This is a genomic window from Amycolatopsis sp. NPDC031561 (assembly GCF_055580625.1).
In genome coordinates this window covers 95,248-111,802 of sequence record NZ_JBVILA010000023.1, presented here as the reverse complement: position 1 = coordinate 111,802, position 16,555 = coordinate 95,248, and the positions used below count along the sequence as shown (strand labels likewise).

The 16,555-nt window shown below is 70.0% G+C and carries 16 protein-coding genes; 7 read left to right on the top strand and 9 right to left on the bottom strand.

What is annotated here, in order from left to right; translation table 11 throughout:
- Positions 1 to 5: 5 nt before the first annotated feature.
- A complete protein-coding gene (locus ACZ5IK_RS34345) occupies positions 6 to 1,460 on the top strand; it encodes an FAD-binding oxidoreductase (protein WP_465491514.1) in 1,455 nt (484 codons plus the stop codon).
- Here the strand turns inward: ACZ5IK_RS34345 and ACZ5IK_RS34340 are convergent.
- The 3 genes from ACZ5IK_RS34340 to ACZ5IK_RS34330 all read right to left on the bottom strand — a co-directional run bounded on the left by ACZ5IK_RS34340 (position 1,457) and on the right by ACZ5IK_RS34330 (position 4,575).
- On the bottom strand, positions 1,457 to 2,902 hold the full coding sequence (locus ACZ5IK_RS34340) for an aldehyde dehydrogenase family protein (protein ID WP_465491513.1): 1,446 nt from the start codon (positions 2,900 to 2,902) through the stop codon (positions 1,457 to 1,459). The two genes, ACZ5IK_RS34345 and ACZ5IK_RS34340, sit on opposite strands and share 4 nt — an antisense overlap.
- 19 nt (positions 2,903 to 2,921) lie before the next feature.
- Positions 2,922 to 3,956 (bottom strand): zinc-dependent alcohol dehydrogenase family protein, encoded by a 1,035-nt coding sequence (locus ACZ5IK_RS34335; RefSeq protein ID WP_465491512.1) that lies wholly within the window; start codon positions 3,954 to 3,956, stop codon positions 2,922 to 2,924.
- A gap of 88 nt (positions 3,957 to 4,044) precedes the next feature.
- Complete coding sequence (locus tag ACZ5IK_RS34330) at positions 4,045 to 4,575, bottom strand: DinB family protein (protein ID WP_465491511.1); 531 nt, start codon at positions 4,573 to 4,575, stop codon at positions 4,045 to 4,047.
- 127 nt (positions 4,576 to 4,702) lie between these two features.
- Between ACZ5IK_RS34330 and guaA the strand changes: the two genes are divergently transcribed.
- Entirely contained in the window at positions 4,703 to 6,259 is a 1,557-nt protein-coding gene (gene guaA / locus ACZ5IK_RS34325) for a glutamine-hydrolyzing GMP synthase (protein ID WP_465491510.1), read from the top strand.
- 229 nt (positions 6,260 to 6,488) lie between these two features.
- Here the strand turns inward: guaA and ACZ5IK_RS34320 are convergent, their stop codons facing one another.
- Together ACZ5IK_RS34320 and ACZ5IK_RS34315 are read right to left on the bottom strand one after the other, a co-directional pair.
- The gene (locus tag ACZ5IK_RS34320; protein WP_465491509.1) at positions 6,489 to 6,731 is read right to left on the bottom strand and encodes a hypothetical protein; all 243 of its coding nucleotides are present in this window, start codon (positions 6,729 to 6,731) and stop codon (positions 6,489 to 6,491) included.
- Positions 6,724 to 7,998 (bottom strand): PspC domain-containing protein, encoded by a 1,275-nt coding sequence (locus ACZ5IK_RS34315; RefSeq protein ID WP_465491508.1) that lies wholly within the window; start codon positions 7,996 to 7,998, stop codon positions 6,724 to 6,726. The genes ACZ5IK_RS34320 and ACZ5IK_RS34315 overlap by 8 nt, the downstream gene beginning before the upstream one ends.
- 111 nt (positions 7,999 to 8,109) lie before the next feature.
- On the opposite strand from ACZ5IK_RS34315, the gene ACZ5IK_RS34310 reads away from it, so the two are divergent.
- The 3 genes from ACZ5IK_RS34310 to ACZ5IK_RS34300 are packed head-to-tail and all read left to right on the top strand — an operon-like array spanning position 8,110 to position 10,549.
- Complete coding sequence (locus ACZ5IK_RS34310; protein ID WP_465491550.1) at positions 8,110 to 9,465, top strand: PspC domain-containing protein; 1,356 nt, start codon at positions 8,110 to 8,112, stop codon at positions 9,463 to 9,465.
- 40 nt (positions 9,466 to 9,505) lie between these two features.
- Positions 9,506 to 10,180, top strand: a complete 675-nt coding sequence (locus tag ACZ5IK_RS34305; RefSeq protein ID WP_076163075.1) for a response regulator — start codon at positions 9,506 to 9,508, stop codon at positions 10,178 to 10,180.
- Positions 10,181 to 10,549: a DUF4345 domain-containing protein gene (locus ACZ5IK_RS34300; RefSeq protein WP_465491507.1), complete on the top strand. Its 369-nt coding sequence runs from the start codon at positions 10,181 to 10,183 to the stop codon at positions 10,547 to 10,549. It abuts the gene before it with no gap.
- Positions 10,550 to 10,632: 83 nt separating this feature from the next.
- Here ACZ5IK_RS34300 and ACZ5IK_RS34295 read toward each other — a convergent pair whose 3' ends face one another.
- Together ACZ5IK_RS34295 and ACZ5IK_RS34290 are read right to left on the bottom strand one after the other, a co-directional pair.
- Complete coding sequence (locus tag ACZ5IK_RS34295; protein WP_465491506.1) at positions 10,633 to 10,986, bottom strand: hypothetical protein; 354 nt, start codon at positions 10,984 to 10,986, stop codon at positions 10,633 to 10,635.
- On the bottom strand, positions 10,983 to 11,924 hold the full coding sequence (locus ACZ5IK_RS34290) for a DMT family transporter (RefSeq protein ID WP_465491505.1): 942 nt from the start codon (positions 11,922 to 11,924) through the stop codon (positions 10,983 to 10,985). Before ACZ5IK_RS34290 ends, ACZ5IK_RS34295 begins: the two co-directional genes overlap by 4 nt.
- Before the next feature lie 101 nt (positions 11,925 to 12,025).
- Between ACZ5IK_RS34290 and ACZ5IK_RS34285 the strand changes: the two genes are divergently transcribed.
- Together ACZ5IK_RS34285 and ACZ5IK_RS34280 are read left to right on the top strand one after the other, a co-directional pair.
- Positions 12,026 to 12,925, top strand: a complete 900-nt coding sequence (locus ACZ5IK_RS34285; RefSeq protein ID WP_410604488.1) for a LysR family transcriptional regulator — start codon at positions 12,026 to 12,028, stop codon at positions 12,923 to 12,925.
- A gap of 114 nt (positions 12,926 to 13,039) precedes the next feature.
- Positions 13,040 to 13,708, top strand: coding sequence for an alpha/beta fold hydrolase (locus tag ACZ5IK_RS34280; RefSeq protein ID WP_465491504.1), 669 nt, complete (start codon positions 13,040 to 13,042; stop codon positions 13,706 to 13,708).
- A 1-nt stretch (position 13,709) separates the two neighbouring features.
- Here the strand turns inward: ACZ5IK_RS34280 and ACZ5IK_RS34275 are convergent, their stop codons facing one another.
- Both ACZ5IK_RS34275 and ACZ5IK_RS34270 read right to left on the bottom strand, forming a co-directional pair.
- On the bottom strand, positions 13,710 to 14,792 hold the full coding sequence (locus ACZ5IK_RS34275; protein ID WP_465491503.1) for a serine/threonine-protein kinase: 1,083 nt from the start codon (positions 14,790 to 14,792) through the stop codon (positions 13,710 to 13,712).
- A gap of 13 nt (positions 14,793 to 14,805) precedes the next feature.
- Positions 14,806 to 16,431: a serine/threonine-protein kinase gene (locus ACZ5IK_RS34270; protein WP_465491502.1), complete on the bottom strand. Its 1,626-nt coding sequence runs from the start codon at positions 16,429 to 16,431 to the stop codon at positions 14,806 to 14,808.
- Between the last annotated feature and the right edge of the window lie 124 nt (positions 16,432 to 16,555).

Genomic DNA, 16,555 nt, shown 5'->3' with positions numbered 1-16,555 from the left:
CAAGTATGAAGTTGGGGCGAAGGAACTTCCTCAAACTCGCCGGGGCGGCCGCGGCGGGGGCGGCCGCGACGGCGTGTTCCGCCGCGCCTCCCGCACAAGCGCCCACCTCGGCTCCCGGAACCTCGTTGCCGCCGAGCACCAGTGTCGCGCCGCCGTCCGGTCCGCCGGACTGGGCTGCCTTGCGGAACAAGGTCTCGCTGTTCTTGCCGGGTGATTCCGGCTACGAGAACGCCAAACGCGTGTTCAACCCGGCCTTCGACGGCCTCAAGCCCGCCGCGATCGCGAAATGCGCCAAACCGGAAGACGTCCAGGTGGCGATCGAAGCGGCCGCGCGACGCGTGCCGATCGCCGCTCGCAGCGGCGGCCACAGCTACGCCGGGTATTCCGTTCCCGATGGTGGCCTGATGATCGACCTCGGCGGAATGTCCTCAGTGGACGTTCAGGGCGAACAGGTCGTGATCGGCGCGGGCGCGAAACTCAAGGATGTCTATGCCACCCTCGGCGGCGCGGGACGCTGCCTGCCCGCGGGATCCTGCCCCAGCGTCGGCATCGCCGGGCTGACGCTCGGCGGCGGAATCGGTGTCCTCGCCCGCAAATACGGACTCACCTGTGATCACCTGGTCTCCGCGCAGGTCGTCACGGCGGACGGGAAGCTCCGGACGGCGTCGGCCGATTCCGAGCCCGAGTTGTTCTGGGCGTTGCGAGGGGGAGGCGGCGGCAACTTCGGTGTCGTCACCTCGTTCACCTTCCGCACCGATCCGTCGCCGTCGGTCGTTTCGGTCTTCTCCCTGCATTTGCCGGCGGGGAGCGCGAACGAGGTCCTCGCCGAGTGGCAGCGATGGCTGCCCGAAGCGCCGCCGGAGTTGTGGGCGAACGTCGTGTTGGCGGGAGGATCTCCGGTCGGTGCGCGGGTTTCCGGCTGTTATGTCGGCGATTCCGCCTCGCTGGGCCGGGAACTCGACAAGCTGACCGGCAAGGTCAAGGGCACGCGGACGGTGAAGCAGCTCGACTATCTCGGTGCCATGAAGTACTTCTCCGGCAGTGAGAATCGACAGTCCTTTGTGGCCTCATCGCGCATTCTCGGTGAAGCGGTGGATCCCGCGAAGCTGACGTCGATCCTCAACGGCAGGCGAGGAATGGACCTCCTGGTCGACGGTCTCGGCGGAGCGGTCGCCGACATCGCCCCGGACGCCACCGCCTTCTGGCACCGGAAGGCGATCGGCAGCGTGCAGATCTACAGCCAGGCGGATACGCGCAACCGTTCCGTGGCAACGGATTCCGTCGCCGAAGTGGTGACGGGGATCGGGCTGGGCGGGGGCTACGTCAACTACATCGACCCCGCCCTGCCCGACTGGATGACGGCCTACTACGGCGACAACGCCACCCGCCTCAAGCAGGTGGCGAAGACCTACGACCCGGACAAGGTGTTCGGTTTCGCGCAGGCCGTCACCCCGGCCTAAAGATCGATGCCGGTGAAGACGGTGACCCGTTCCTCGGTGAGGTCGTGCATCGCGGCGAGCACGCCTTCCCTGCCGACGCCCGATCCCTTGACGCCGCCGTACGGCATCTGGTCCGCGCGATAGGACGGGACGTCGCCGATGATCACGCCACCGACCTCGAGCTCGGTCGACGCGTAGAAGGCGAGATGCACGTCGCGAGTGAACACTCCGGCCTGCAACCCGTAAACGGATTCGTTGACCGAAGCAAAAGCCTCGTCGACACCATCCACAATGGACACGGCGAGCACCGGTCCGAAGACCTCCTCGGCCCAGGCCTTTGTGGACGGTGGGACGTCGGTGAGCACGGTCGGCTCCACCGTCGCGCCGTCCCGCTTGCCGCCGGTGAGGATCTTCGCGCCCGCGGCGACGGCCTCGTCGATCCAGGCCACGATCCGCTCCGCGGCGGCCTCGTCGACGACCGGCCCCACGTCGGTGTTCTTGTCGTAAGGGTCACCGGTTCGCTGTTCCCGCACGGCTTCCACCAACGCGGGCACGAACTCTTCGGCGACCTCGCGTTCGACGATCACCCGCTGCACGGCGATGCAGGACTGCCCGGCCTGGTAGTTGCCGAAGGTCGCGATGCGGTGCGCGGCGCCTTCGGGATCCGGCCAGTCACGGAGCACGACGGCGGCCGCGTTGCCGCCGAGTTCGAGCACGACGTGCTTGCGCGGCGCGGCGTCCGCCAGCGACCAGCCGACCGGACCCGAACCGGTGAACGACACCACCGGCAGCCGGGGGTCCGCGACCAGCGCCGACGTCTCCTCGTTGCCGAGAGGCAGCACTGAGAACGCGCCTTCCGGCAGGTCCGTCTCGGCCAGGATCTCGCCGAGGATCAGCGCGGAGAGGGGCGTTCGCGGCGCGGGTTTGACGATGATCGGCGCGCCGACCGCGAGCGACGGCGCGACCTTGTGCGCCACCAGGTTCAGCGGGAAGTTGAACGGCGCGATGCCCAGCACCGGGCCGCGCGGGATCCGGCGGGTGAGCGCCAGCCTGCCTTCGCCCGCCGGGTCGGTGTCCAGGCGTTGCAGGTCACCGCTGAACCGGCGGGCCTCTTCGGCCGCGATCCGGAAGACCGACACCGCGCGCCGCACCTCGGCGTCGGCCCACTTGAGCGGCTTGCCGTTCTCGGCGGTGATGACCTCGGCGATCTCCTCGGCGCGGCCGGCGAGAACCCGCGAAACATGGTCGAGCGCCGAAGCGCGGCTGTGCGCCGAGGACCGCCGGAACTCCTTCGCGACGCTCGCCGCCGCGCTCACCGCTCGTTCGACCTGCTCCGGTCCGGGCACCGCGACGGTGGCGACTTCGCTTCCGTCGAACGGGTGGTGCACGGTGAGCGTCGAAGCGCCCTGCTCGGCGCGGCCTGCGATCCAGGCGGGGCGCGGCTCCGGGGTGATCATGTCCATGGAAGACAAGGTATTCCAGTCAGGGCTTGACGAGCACCTTGAGCGCTTCGCGGTCCGCCATCGCGCGGTAGCCGTCGGGGACTTCTTCGAGCCCGATGGTCCGGTCGAACACCTTGCCCGGCAGGTACCTGCCCTCGACGACGTCGTCGAGCAGCTCGGGGATGTAGTGCCGCGCCGGGGCGACGCCGCCGGTGACGGTGATGTTGCGGCGGAAGAGCGGCGGGCCGATCGGGCCCTCGTCGTACTGCGGCACGCCGACGCGGCTGATCGTGCCGCCGGGGCGGACCGCGCCGACGCCCATCTCGAAGGCGGGCTTCGTGCCGACGCACTCGAGAACGGTGTGGGTGCCTTCGCCGTTCGTGAGCTCTCGGACCTTCTCGATGCCTTCGTCGCCGCGCTCGGACACGACGTCCGTCGCGCCGAACTCGCGGCCGAGGTCCGTGCGGGCCTGATGACGACCCATCAGGATGATGCGCTCGGCGCCGAGGCGTTTCGCGGCGAGGACCGCGGAGAGCCCGACGGCGCCGTCGCCGATGACGGTGACCGTCGTGCGCTCGTTCACGCCCGCCTTGGTCGCGGCGTGGTGGCCGGTCGGGAAGACGTCGGACAGGGTGAGGAGTCCCGCGAGCAGTTCGTCGTCCTCGGTGTGCGGCAGTTTCACGAGCGTGCCGTCGGCCTGCGGGACGCGGACGGCCTCGCCTTGGCCGGCGTCGACGCCCTTCGCGCCCCAGAAGCCGCCGTGGACGCACGAGGTGTGGAGGCCTTCGCGGCAGAACTGGCAGGTGTTGTCGGAGTAGACGAAGGGCGCGACGACCAGGTCGCCGGTCTTGAGCGTGGTGACGTCGGAGCCGACGGCCTCGATGACGCCGAGGAACTCGTGCCCGATCCGGACGCCGCGGTCGCGCGCGGGCATGCTGCCGTACGGCCAGAGGTCGCTGCCGCAGATGCAGGAGCGGACGACGCGGAGAAGGGCGTCGGTCGGCTCGCTCAGTTTCGGGTCCGGGACGGTCTCGACGCGTACGTCGCCGGCGCCGTAGATGACAGTCGCTCGCAAGACGGGTCCTTTCCTGGGCTCGCCTCAGTATGAGCGCGTCGCGGTTAGCCCGCTAAACGCGACGTGGGCCGGGAGCGCGTTTAGCGGGCTAACCGCGACGCGCGTGGAGGTCGCGCAGCAGGAGGACCTCGGCGCCGTGGTGGATGGCCTCCCGGTTGATGTGCAGGACCAGGGCCACGAACGGGTACTCCGCGTAGGGGCCCTCGGCCTCGCCGCAGGGGCGCTCGAGGTCTTCGGCGGTGAGGCCGCGGACGCCGTCGCGCCAGCGCGCGTGGGCGTCGTCGAGCTGCTCCAGCGCCTCCTTGGCGGAGGCCGCGTACGGGAAGGTCTGGTAGTCGACGGGTTCGGCGCCGAAGTGCGACGCGTTCCGCATCGCGAAGACGCCGATGACGATGTGGGCGAGGCGCCAGGCGATCGTCGTCACCGGCGGCGGTGACGGCTCCGGGTACGCCCAATCGATCATCAGGCGGCCGCCCTCCTGAGGACGGATCGACCAGCAGTCCTCGGCGGGTTCCCAGAGGTATTCGTCGTCGGTGAGAGTGTTCAGCCGCGGGCGGAAGTGCTGCGTCCAGTGCCACTCGAGCTGTTCGGAGAGTTCCTTGCTCCAGTCGATGCTCATGTCCGCCGACGGTAGGGCCCCTAGCGGTCAGCCGCTGTCCTGAATCGTGAGGGGGTTGGCGGCGAGGTGACCCGGCCCACCTGGGACGATGGTGGGGAAGCGTACTGCTCTGATCTGGAGGTTTCAGGTGCCCAGTCCCACCGGTCCGGTAATCGTCGTGGACTTCGGGGCGCAGTACGCGCAGCTGATCGCGCGCCGCGTGCGCGAGGCTCAGGTCTACTCCGAGGTCGTCCCGCACACCGCCACCGCCGAGGACATCCTCGCGAAGGATCCGGCCGCGATCATCCTTTCCGGTGGTCCTTCCAGCGTGTACGCGGAGAACGCCCCCGCCCTCGCCCCCGGGCTGGTCGACGCGGGCGTGCCGATGCTCGGCATCTGCTACGGCCACCAGGTGCTCGCGCAGGCACTCGGCGGCACGGTCGAGCCGACCGGGATCCGCGAGTTCGGCCGCACCGAGGTCCGCGTCACCGGTGAGGGCGGCGTCCTGCACGCCGGGCTGCCGAACAACCAGCCCGCGTGGATGAGCCACAACGACAGCGTCACCAAGGCTCCCGAGGGCGCCACCGTGACCGCGTCGAGTGACGGTGCCGCCGTCGCCGGGTTCGAAGACGTCGAGCGCCGCTTCGCCGGGGTCCAGTACCACCCCGAGGTGCACCACTCGCCGCACGGACAAGAGGTGCTTCGCCGCTTCCTGCACGACATCGCGGGCATCCGGCCGCAGTGGACGACGTCGTCCATCGTCGACGACCAGGTCAAGCGCATCGCCGAACAGGTCGGCGACGGACGGGCGATCTGCGGCCTTTCCGGCGGCGTCGACTCGGCCGTGGCGGCCGCGCTGGTCCAGCGGGCCATCGGTGACCGGTTGACCTGCGTGTTCGTCGATCACGGCCTGCTTCGCTCCGGCGAGCGCACCCAGGTCGAGCGCGATTTCGTCGCCGCGACCGGGGTCAACCTGGTGACCGTCGACGCGCGCGAGCGGTTCCTCGACGCGCTGGCCGGGGTCACCGACCCCGAGGAGAAGCGCAAGATCATCGGCCGCGAGTTCATCCGCGTGTTCGAGCAGGCCGAGCGCGACCTCAAGGCCGAGGGCGACTACAAGTTCCTGGTCCAGGGCACGCTGTACCCGGACGTCGTCGAATCCGGCGGCGGCGAGGGCGCGGCGAACATCAAGAGCCACCACAACGTCGGCGGGCTGCCCGACGACCTGCAGTTCGAGCTCGTCGAGCCGCTGCGCCTGCTGTTCAAGGACGAGGTGCGGCGCGTCGGGCTGGAGCTCGGGCTGCCGGAGACGATCGTGCAGCGGCAGCCGTTCCCCGGCCCGGGTCTCGGTATCCGGATCATCGGCGCCGTCGACGCCGAGCGTCTCGAGACGCTGCGCGCGGCCGACGCCATCGCGCGCGAGGAGCTCACCGCGGCCGGGCTGGACGGCGAAATCTGGCAGTGCCCGGTGGTGCTGCTGGCCGACGTCCGCAGTGTCGGAGTCCAGGGCGACGGGCGGACCTACGGGCACCCGATCGTGCTGCGGCCGGTGTCGTCCGAGGACGCGATGACCGCGGATTGGACGCGGCTGCCCTACGAGGTCCTGGAGCGGATCTCGACCCGCATCACGAACGAGGTCGCCGAGGTGAACCGGGTGGTCCTGGACGTCACGTCCAAGCCGCCGGGCACCATCGAGTGGGAGTGACCCGCACCCGCTCCGACTTGCGTTTAGCCCCCTAATCGCGATCTGGCGGTCCCGGGCACCTGCGCGACCCGGATCGCGATTAGGGGGCTAAACGCACTCTGGGTCCCTCAGGTGCCCGAGGCCCATCGGATCGCGATTAGGGGGCTAAAGTCGCGCGGCCCTGGGCAAGGCGAAGGCCCCGGCGAGGGGCCGGGGCCTTCAGGAGTGGAGTGGGTCGTGAGCGGGGCCGCTAGCGGCGGCTCTTGCGCAGCGAAGCGGCGAGAAGCAGGACGCCGACGAAGATCGCGCCGCCCGCCATCACCCAGCGGAAGTCGAACTGCGGGAGCCACGAGGAGCCGTCCGAGAGGACGTAACCCGACACCAGCAGCGTCGCGATCCCGACGATCAGGGTGAAGACGTCCACCCCGCGCTTCGCGGGCTGAGCCGCCTGGGTCTGCGTGCTGTCGTAGTTGTCGTAGTCGTACTCAGCCACGACGCACCTCCACATTTCCGACGCTGTTCTTGACCTGCAGGACGATCTTCTGGCCGCTGGTGCCCGCCGAGGTGAAGTCGACGGCGTCCTCACCGACCCCCGAGCGGGACTGGCCGAGGCAATCGACTTCGCCCGCTCCCGTCTCACAGGTGACCTTCACTTCGGCGCCCGTCGGCACGAGCACCGTCGAGTTGCCCGCTCCGCTGGAGACCTTCGTGGTCACCGACGCTCCCGCGGGCAGCTTGGTCAGGTCGAGGTCGATGTCGCCCGCCGAGCGGTGGTACTCCGGCAGCACATCGGACGCCGCGCTCGGCGTCGCGCTCAGGTCGCCGACACCGCCCTTCACGGAGAAGTTCTCGAACGGGACCGTCGTCAGCGCCATCCCGACGATCGCCAGCGGCACCGCCAGCCCGATCAGCCCGCGGCCGCCCCGGACGAACGAACCGGCCACCAGCCCGATCCCGACCACACCCAGGGTGAGCCCGATGACGTGTTGCAGGGAGAACCACGCTTCGCCGTCCAAGCCCAGGACGGTGCCCACGCCGCCGACCAGCACGGCGACCCCGAAGGTAGCGGCGCCGATCTTCGACTTCCGGCCGCGAGGCACCGGCGGAGCCGGAGGCTGCGGAGGGCTCTGCGGCGGCAGACCGCCGGACTGCGACGCGTTCGGCAGATCCCAAGCGGACGGGTCGGCCGCGAGCGGGTCCCAGCCACCCTCGGTCGCAGCCGAAGCGGAGGTCGCCGTAGACGAGGACGCCATCGAGAACGCGGCGGTCGGCTGAGCCGGAGCGGGCGGCACCGGCCGGTTGAACTGCCCGCGGTTGCGGTGCAGCAAGTACAGCGCGACGGCCATCAGCGCGAAACCGATCAGCCCGGTGCCGTCGGTCAGCCAGCCGCCGCTCAGGGTCCAGGTGAGTCCCGGGAACAGCAGGATCAGCAGCAGCACCGCGAACGCGGGTGAACTCGACGCGCGGCCCCGGCCGATCAGGCCCTCGAACGCGGAAACGCGGTCACCTTCCTGCGGCAGGAACAGCCAGCCCAGCAGATAGATGAAGACACCGAAGCCGCCGAACACGGTCGCGGCGACCAGCGCCACCCGGATCACGGTCGGGTCGATGCCGTACCGGTAGCCGATTCCCGCGGCGACACCGGCGAACTTGCGGCCGTGTGCCGGACGGACCGGCCTGCTCCGCCAGAAATCCTTGACGGTCGCTTCGAAGCCGGCCGCTGGGCCGTGCTTCGGCGTGTGTGTCTCACTCCCACTCATGCCACAAAGAATGCGCTCCGCCCGACCCTCGCCACATCCGGGAAGTCCCCTGAGGTTTCCCCCAGCGGGAAGAGTCAGGGGTTTCCCCGATGGATCAGTTCCGTGCTCCGTGTGACCATGGAGAACGTGCAGGAATCCGCCCCCGACGAGCTCACCGTGCAGGTGCAGCCGATGATCATCGAGCGCCCTCCGGTGCCCGTGCCCGGCAGCCTGTCCCCGGCCCCGTTCGAGCCGCCCAAGATGTATCGCCGCCGCTCCGGCCGCGCCATCGCGGGTGTCGCCGGCGGCCTCGCCGACCACCTCGGCGTCAAGGTGCTCTGGGTCCGGACGGCGTTCGCGCTGCTGGCCGCGCTGAACGGCACCGGCTTGCTCGCGTACGGCCTGCTTTGGGTCTTCGTCCAGCAGCAGAGCGGTGATGTCGAGCCGGAGAAAACCGCGCCGAAAGAGAAGCAGCAGGCTTTCGGCCTGATGGCGCTGGGTGTCGGCCTTGCCGTCGCCAGCGGCACGCTGACCGGCCTGATCAGCGGCTGGGTCGCCATCCCGCTGGCGCTGGCCATGATCGGTGCGGCGGTCGTCTGGCGTGAGGCCGACGAGTCCCAGCGCAGGCGCTGGCGTCTCAGCGGGAAGGGCAGTGTCGCCGGGGCCTTCCTCGGCGGCGGGGGCTGGTCGGCCGCGATCCGCGTCGTCGCGGGTGTCGCGCTGGTGATGACCGGGATCGGCGTCGTCGTCCTGCAGAGCGGCAGCATCGACCAGGTCAAGTTCGCGCTGGTCGCGGTGATCGCGACGCTGTTCGGGGTGGCCGTGCTGACCGTCCCGTTCTGGCTGCGCCTGGTCCGTGATCTCTCCGACGAGCGCACCGCCCGCGTCCGCACCGACGAACGCGCCGAGATCGCCGCGCACCTGCACGACTCGGTCCTGCAGACCCTCGCGCTGATCCAGAAGCAGGCGGAATCGCCGCGTGAGGTCGCCAGGCTCGCGCGCGGTCAGGAACGCGAACTGCGTGGCTGGCTGTACGGGCCGACGGGATACGGCAAGAGCCAGAAGACCGAAGAGGAAGCCGTCAGCGGGCAGCTGTCCGAGGTGCTCGCGGCCGCGTGCGGCGAGGTCGAGGACGCGTTCGCGATTTCGGTGCAGCAGGTGGTCGTGGGGGAGGCCACGCTGAACGAGCCGCTGACCGCGCTGGTCCAGGCGGCCCGCGAAGCGATCGTCAACGCCGCCAAGCACGCGGGCGTCGACGAAGTCAGCGTGTACGCCGAGGTCGAGCCGACAGCGGTGACGGTTTTCGTGCGCGACAGGGGCAAGGGGTTCGACCCCGACGTCGTGCCGAGCGATCGGCACGGTCTCGCGGATTCGATCCGCGGCCGGATGGAGCGGCACGGCGGAAAGCTCAAACTGCGTACCGCACCGGGTGAAGGAACCGAAGTCCAGCTGGAGATGCCGGTCAAGGCGGGGAAGGGCGCGGCGTGAGGTCGCTATGCTCACGGGACAGGGCGAGTGAGGGAGCATCGTGACGGAGAACCAGCAGACGCGAGAACCGGTCAAGGTCTTCCTCGTCGACGACCACGCGCTTTTCCGGGCGGGCGTGCGCACCGAGCTGGACTCGATCACCGACGACGTGCGCGTGGTCGGCGAGGCGGGCTCGGTGGCCGAGGCGGTCGCGGGGATCGCCCGGACCAAACCGCAGGTCGTGCTGCTCGACGTGCACATGCCGGACGGCGGCGGCGCCGAGGTGCTGCGCCGGATCCGTCCGGAACTGCCGGACGTCGTGTTCCTCGCGCTGTCGGTTTCCGACGCCGCGGAGGACGTGATCGCCGTGATCCGCGCCGGGGCCCGTGGCTACGTCACGAAGACGATCTCGTCGAAGGAACTCGTGCGCGCCGTCGTGCGGGTCTCCGACGGTGACGCGGTGTTCTCGCCGCGGCTGGCCGGGTTCGTGCTCGACGCGTTCGCCGACCGGCCGGGTTCCGCGCCGATCAGCGACCCGGACCTGGACCTGCTGACGCCGCGGGAACGCGACGTGCTGCGGCTGCTCGCGCGCGGGTACGCGTACAAGGAGATCGCGTCCGAGCTGTTCATCTCGGTGAAGACCGTCGAGACGCACGTTTCGAGCGTTCTGCGGAAGACGCAGCTTTCGAACCGGTACGAGCTTTCGCGCTGGGCTTCCGACCGGCGCCTCGTCTAGATGGCGCCTGTTCTCATCGGCCTGGTGGCCGTGTTCTTCCTGGGGATGGGGCTGCTCGGGCTCGCCGCGCCGGGGCGGCTGATCCGGCCGTTCGGCATCAAACTGGACTCCGCGACCGCGCGGACCGAGGTGCGCGCGGTCTACGGCGGCTTCGGGGTGGCGATCGCCGTGCTGCTCGGTTTCGCGGCCTTCGACGTCGGCGGGATCCAGCGGGGCGCCGCGATCGCGGTGGCCGTCGCGCTCGCCGGGATGGCCTTCGGGCGGATGGTCGCCCGGTTCGCGGAGCGGCCCGAGCGGTTCTACCCGAGCTGGCTCTACTTCTGGGTCGAGTTGGTCATGGCCGCCCTGCTCGTCGTCTCCGTTTTCTGACGACGCGTCGCCTTTAGCGGGCTAAACGCGATCCGGCGAGCCCCCAGGCCCCACCGCATCGCGATTTGCCCGCTAAACGCAGGTCAGACGGGCCGCCTGAATTCGTGGGTCACTTCGATCTTCCCCACGATGTGCGTGTTGAACTCGGCCAGTTCCTCGGCCGGGACCCAGAGCTCCAGGATGGTCTTCCCGCCCGCCTGCTGGACGGGGTACCGCTGGACGAAGTCCGTCTCGACCTCGAACCGCGTCACGAAGCCCGCACCGTCGTACCGCACGTTCCAGTCGCGGGCGATCTTGATAGCGTAGTCCTCGTTCAGCACCGGGTAGAAGATCGGCTGCTCAGGCAGGCGCGGCGGCCACTCCCGCCAGCCCGACTCGCGGACGAGGTCGAGCTCGGCCGGACCGGTCGGGCGCCACAAGGTCGTGGTCGTCGTCACGGCGCCGTCTCCCCGGCGATCGCCAGCGGCCGCTCCACCACCGGGGCGGTAGCAAAGGTCCCCCGCTCCTTCGGGCGGAGCCGGGTCAGCGCGACGCCGCCCAGCACGACGACCATCCCGGCGATCACCCGGAAGTTCAGCGGCTCGGCCAGGAACACCGCCCCCAGCAGCACCGAAACCACCGGCAGCAGGTACCCGACGATCGACGCCGCGACCGCGCCCTCGCTCGCGAGGAGCTGGTAGTTCAGCGCGAACGCGATCCCGGTCGACCCGATCCCCAGGATCACGACCGCGACGATCGCGCCGGTGCTCAGGTGCACCGGCGAGAAACCGCCCATCGGCATCGCCAGCAGGAGGAACCCGGTCGCGACCAGCATCTGCCCACCGGCCAGCGACAGCGGCGAGTCGCCGGTGCCGGTCAGGTACTTGCCCTCGTAGACGAACGCGAACCCGTAGCTCGCGGCCGCCGCGAGGCAGGCCAGCGCGCCCCAGCTGAGCAGCCCGGAGGCCTCCCACGGCGCGAAGATCAGCAGGATCCCGGCGAGCCCGACGACCAGTCCGGCGACGCGGACCGCGGTCATCTTCGTGCGCGTGCCCAGCATCGGCGCGGCCAGCAGCACCCAGAGCGGCGTCGTCGAGTTCAGCACCCCGGTGATCCCGGAGTCGACGGTCAGCTCACCCCACGCGAACAGCAGGAACGGCAGCGCGTTGTGGAAGAACGCCGCGACGGTCAGATGTCCCCAGATCCGCCGCCCCGACGGCAGCCTGCCGCGCCCGAGGTAGCAGAGCCCGATCAGCACCGCCGCGCCGAGCGCCACCCGCGCCAGCACCAGCTGCACCGGCGAGAACGCGCCCAGCCCCAGTTTGATCCAGAAGAAACTCGATCCCCACATGAGCGCCAGCGCGCCGATCCGCAGCAGGGTCTTCGTCTCGCCCACCTGGTCCTCCTTAAGTGCCTGGCTCAGCTTCACCGCGCCGACGCGTAAGGACAAGCGAAAATAACTGCAGGGAGCCTTAAGAAGAACTGTAAGATCGGACCATGCTGGACGTCCGCCGCATGCAGGTCCTCCGAGCCGTGATCAGTAGTGGTTCGATCACCGCCGCCGCCAGGAACCTGGGCTACACACCTTCCGCGATCAGCCAGCAATTGTCCACCCTGGAAAGGGAAGCCGGCGTCGAACTGCTCGAACGCGTCGGCCGCGGCGTGCGCCCGACACCCGCCGGTTCGCTGCTGTCCGAACACGCGGAAACGCTGAGCACTCAGCTCGCGAAGGCCGAGGCCGCGCTCACCGAACTCAAGGAAGGCCGCACCGGCAGGCTCGCGATCCGCTACTTCGCCACGGCCGGCGCTTCCCTGGTGCCCTTGGCCGTCGCCGCGCTGCGCCGGGACTTCCCGGGCGTCCGCCTCGACCTCAAACTGGTCGAGCCCGACGATTCGATGCCCGACATCGAGTCCGGCAAGGCCGACGTCGCGATGATCGTGCTCCCCACCAGCACTCCCCGCGTCAAGGGCGTCGAGTACATCCACCTCCTCGACGACCCGTACCGCGCGATCCTGCCGAAGAACCACCGGCTCGCCCGCAAGCGCGTCCTCGACCTCGGCGAGCTCGCGGAGGATCCGTGGGTCGGTGTCGACGGTCTTCCCGGCGCTTGCCGCGACATCCTGCTCGACGCCTGCGGCGCGGCCGGATTCGCCCCGAACCATGTCGTCGAATCCGAGGATTACCAGACGGCACAAGGGTTCGTGGCCGCCGGGCTCGGGGTCGCGCTGATCCCGGAACTCGGTCTCGGCGCCCCGCATCCCGGTGTCGCCATCCGCAAGGTCCGCCGCCCCGATCCGGTGCGCTCCATCCACGCGGCGGTCGCCGCGCACGCCAGGGAACATCCCGCGGTGCGAAGGTTCCTCAGCGCGATCCGCGAAGCGGCGAAAGCGGCCTGACCGGACAGACAACCGGGATCAGATGGGCACGAAAACCGGCTGAGCTTGAACAGCCGGGCCGGCGGTCGACAGCCTGGCAAGGAAGTCACGAACTCCGCCGGCGAAAGGACCCCCGTGCGTCCCCTGATCATCCTGCACGGCTCTTGGCACCAGCCCGCCCATTTCGACGACGTCGCCGAGCGTCTGCGACAGGAAGGCGCCGAGGTCACCGTCCCCGACATCGGCGCGCGCCCGGTCGCCGAAGCCACCCGGATCGTCCAGGAGATCGTCGACAAGGCGGCCGAACCGCCGGTGGTGCTCGGGCACTCCTACGGTGGAGTGATCGCCAGCGGGCTCCAGGGGATCGCCCACCTGATCCTCCTGGCCGCGATCGTCAGCGAACCGGGTGAGACCGCTCAGTACTGGATCGAGCGGGTCAAAGAGGAAACCGGCCGCGAACCGGAGTCACTGCCCCTGACCTTCGACGACGCGGGGATGACCCACCTCGATCTCGACGCCGTCCGTGAGGCGCTGTACGCCGACTGCTCGGACGCCGTCGCCGAGCGGGCTACGGCCCTGCTGCGCCCGGAGCCCGTCTCGATCTTCACCGAATCGCCGATCGGGGCGGCCTGGAAGGACACTCCGACCACCTACATCACCTGCTCCGAAGACCGGGCGCTGGCACCGGAAATGGTCGCCCACTTCGCCGCACGGTGCGAAACGCAGGTGACCTGGCGGGCGAGCCACAGCCCGTTCCTCAGCCGTCCCGTCGAACTGGTGACTCTGGTTCTCGAGCGGCTCTAGCTCAAATCAGGAACAGTTCCGCGAACAGCACACCGAGGAGGATCGCCGCCACGACGGCGCCCGCCGTGATCAGCCACTTGCGGGTGTCGGGCGATTTCGCCGCGGCCGGCGCCGCCGCGGGAGCGTACTGCTGCTGCGGCGGTGCCGGTGGCACGTACTGCTGCGGCGGCTGCGGCGGTTGATACTGCTGCGGCTGGTGCTGGGGGAACTGCGGAACCGGCGGCGGCTGCTGAGGTGCCTGCTGCTGAGGTGCCTGGTGCATCGGGAACGGCATCGAGGCGGGCATCGTCGGCATGGCGGGCGCCGTCGGCGGGATGAACGCCGTCTGCCGCCCCTCGGTGATCGCGCCCAGCGAGCGGACGGTGTCGGCCATCGTCGGCCGCACGTCCGGCTCGGCCCGCAACATCTTGCGCAGCGCACCGGCCAGCGGACCGGCGGTCTGCGGCGGCCGTTCCGAAGACTCGCCGTCCTCGCCGAACGGCGGCACGCCCTCGACGGCCGTGTACAGCGTCGCACCCAGCGAGAACACGTCGGACGCCGAAGTCGCCGGTTCGCCGCGCGCCACCTCGGGCGCCCGGTACGCGGGACTCGCGCCGCCGCCGGTGATGCCGATGTCGGTGAGCTTCACGCCGCCGTCGTCGGCCAGCAGGATCGTGCCCGGCTCGACGGTCCGGTGAACCACCCCGGCCTCGTGCATCGCGGCCAGCGCGCGGCCGAGCATGATGCCCAGCGCGGCGGCCTGCTCCGCGGTCAACCTGCCGTGCTCGGCGAGGAAGGTCGACATCCCGCGCGACGGGATGTACTCCATCACCAGCCACACGTCCGGACCGTCGGGCAGCACGTCGTACACCTTGATCGCGGTGGCGTGCTCGAACTTGGCCGCGTCCTTGCCCTCTTGGACGACGACGGCCTTGGCCTGTTCCGCCCGGTCCGTCGGAAGGCCGACGGGCAGGTACATGCGCTTCATCGCGACCGTGCGGAGCAGGCGTGTGTCGAACGCCAGCCACACGATGCCCGCCCGGCCACGCCCGATGGGCTGGTCCAGGCGGTACCGGCCGCCGACGATGGAACCTTCAGAACTCAATTGCTGCCTCGGATCATGCTCCGGCCGGGGTCGAGACCGGTGGTGTCGGTGTGTCGGACGGAGTGGGTGTCGGCGTCTTCGTCGGAGTCGGCGTGGGGGTCGTCTTCGGGGTCGACTTCGGTGTGGTCGGCCGATCCGGCTCGTCCGTCTGAGTCGCCTTGGTCGAAGTCTTCTTCGACGAGCTCGCCGTTTCCTTGGGCGGCTCGGCCGACTGCGTCTCCGACGGCGATTCCGTCGTCTCGGGGGCCGAGGACGTCGCCGACGGGGTCGGCTTCGTCGAGGAGTTCCCCACCTGCGCGGGCGTCTCCGGGTTGTTCGGGCTCAACAGCCAGAAGCCCAGCGCGGCCAGCGCCACGACCACGACACCGCCGATGATCGCGGGCTTCTTCCACGCGCCCGGCTTCTCGTCGTCGTCCTCGTCCACCGGGCTGGTCTTCGCCCGGGTGGGAGGAGGCGGCGGCGGAGGAGGCGGGGCGTCGTAGTCGTCGTCGTAGGGATCGTCGGCGTAGGCGCCCGCGGGGATCGGCACGGCGCGCGTGGGCGTCGGGCCGCCGGGGTGACCACGTTCGGACAGCAGCGCCGTCTCGTCGTAGTTGTCGTACCCGTCGTAGTCGTCTTCCGGGTACCTCGACGCGGCAGGCTGGTGATAGTCGTCTTCGTCGTAGTACGAACCCGCCGCGGCCTGCTCGTCGAGGAGCGAGCCCGAGTGCCCGGCCGATTCGCTGTCGAGCGCCTGGGTCACGCCCGCACCCGCGACCGCGCCCGCGACCGGGGCGGCGAGCAGGGTCTCGTCCGCGGGACCGCCCAGCGGCGTTTCACCCCGCGCGACGGCGGCGAGGAGCTCCTCGCACTCTTCGGCGGTGGGACGGTGCCGGATCTCCGGGTGCAACAGCACGGCCAGCACGCTCGCGAGCGGGCCGGACTGGCGCGGCGGGATGATCTGCCCGGCCGCGACCGCGTGCAGCAGGCTCAGCGTGTTCTCGCTGAGGCCGAACGGCGGCTGGCCCTCGCAGGCCGCGTAGAGCGTCGAGCCGAGCGAGAAGACATCGGACTCCGGGCCGGGGTCGCCACCGATGGCCACCTCGGGCGCCAGGTAGGCGGGGGTTCCGGCGATCATCCCGGTCTTCGTGACCGTGACGTCGTCCTTGGCCCGCGAGATGCCGAAGTCGGTGATCTTCACGGTGCCGTTGGGCGCCAGCAGGATGTTGCCGGGCTTGATGTCCCGGTGCACGATGCCGACCGCGTGCGCCTCGGTCAGCGCCGCCGCGACCTGCGCGCCGATCCTGGCCACCTCGATCGGTGGCAGCGTCCGGTGCTCCTGCAGCTCCTGGGCGAGGCTGGTGGAGTTCAGGTACTCCATGATCAGGCATGGCTGACCGTTGTCGTCGGTGACCACGTCGAACACCGAGATGGCGTTCGGATGGTGCAGCCTGGCGGCGATCCGGCCCTCGCGCATCGTGCGCTGGCGGGCGTCTTCGGCGTCGTGAGCCTCGAGGCCGGGTTGCAGCAGCAACTGCTTGATCGCCACCGTGCGGCCGAGTACCTCGTCGTGCGCTTGCCAGACGGCACCCATCGCGCCCGTGCCGATCCGCCCGGCGATGCGATATCGACCGGCGACCAGGCGACCCTCGTCGCTCACGCGACCTCCCTTTGGGCTCCGTCTTCACGTCGCGGAGTGGTCCGCGCACGCGGTGCGGCCTTCAGCACGCCACAGCGTTGGAGCGTATGCACATGTAGTGGTCTGTGTGCCGGCTTTTCCGAGA

Coding starts and splice junctions, on each gene's coding strand:
- ACZ5IK_RS34345 (WP_465491514.1), top strand. CDS start 6: ATGAAGTTGGGGCGAAGGAACTTCCTCAAACTCGCCGGGGCGGCCGCG.
- ACZ5IK_RS34340 (WP_465491513.1), bottom strand. CDS start 2,902: ATGGACATGATCACCCCGGAGCCGCGCCCCGCCTGGATCGCAGGCCGC.
- ACZ5IK_RS34330 (WP_465491511.1), bottom strand. CDS start 4,575: ATGAGCATCGACTGGAGCAAGGAACTCTCCGAACAGCTCGAGTGGCAC.
- ACZ5IK_RS34315 (WP_465491508.1), bottom strand. CDS start 7,998: ATGAGTGGGAGTGAGACACACACGCCGAAGCACGGCCCAGCGGCCGGC.
- ACZ5IK_RS34300 (WP_465491507.1), top strand. CDS start 10,181: ATGGCGCCTGTTCTCATCGGCCTGGTGGCCGTGTTCTTCCTGGGGATG.
- ACZ5IK_RS34285 (WP_410604488.1), top strand. CDS start 12,026: ATGCTGGACGTCCGCCGCATGCAGGTCCTCCGAGCCGTGATCAGTAGT.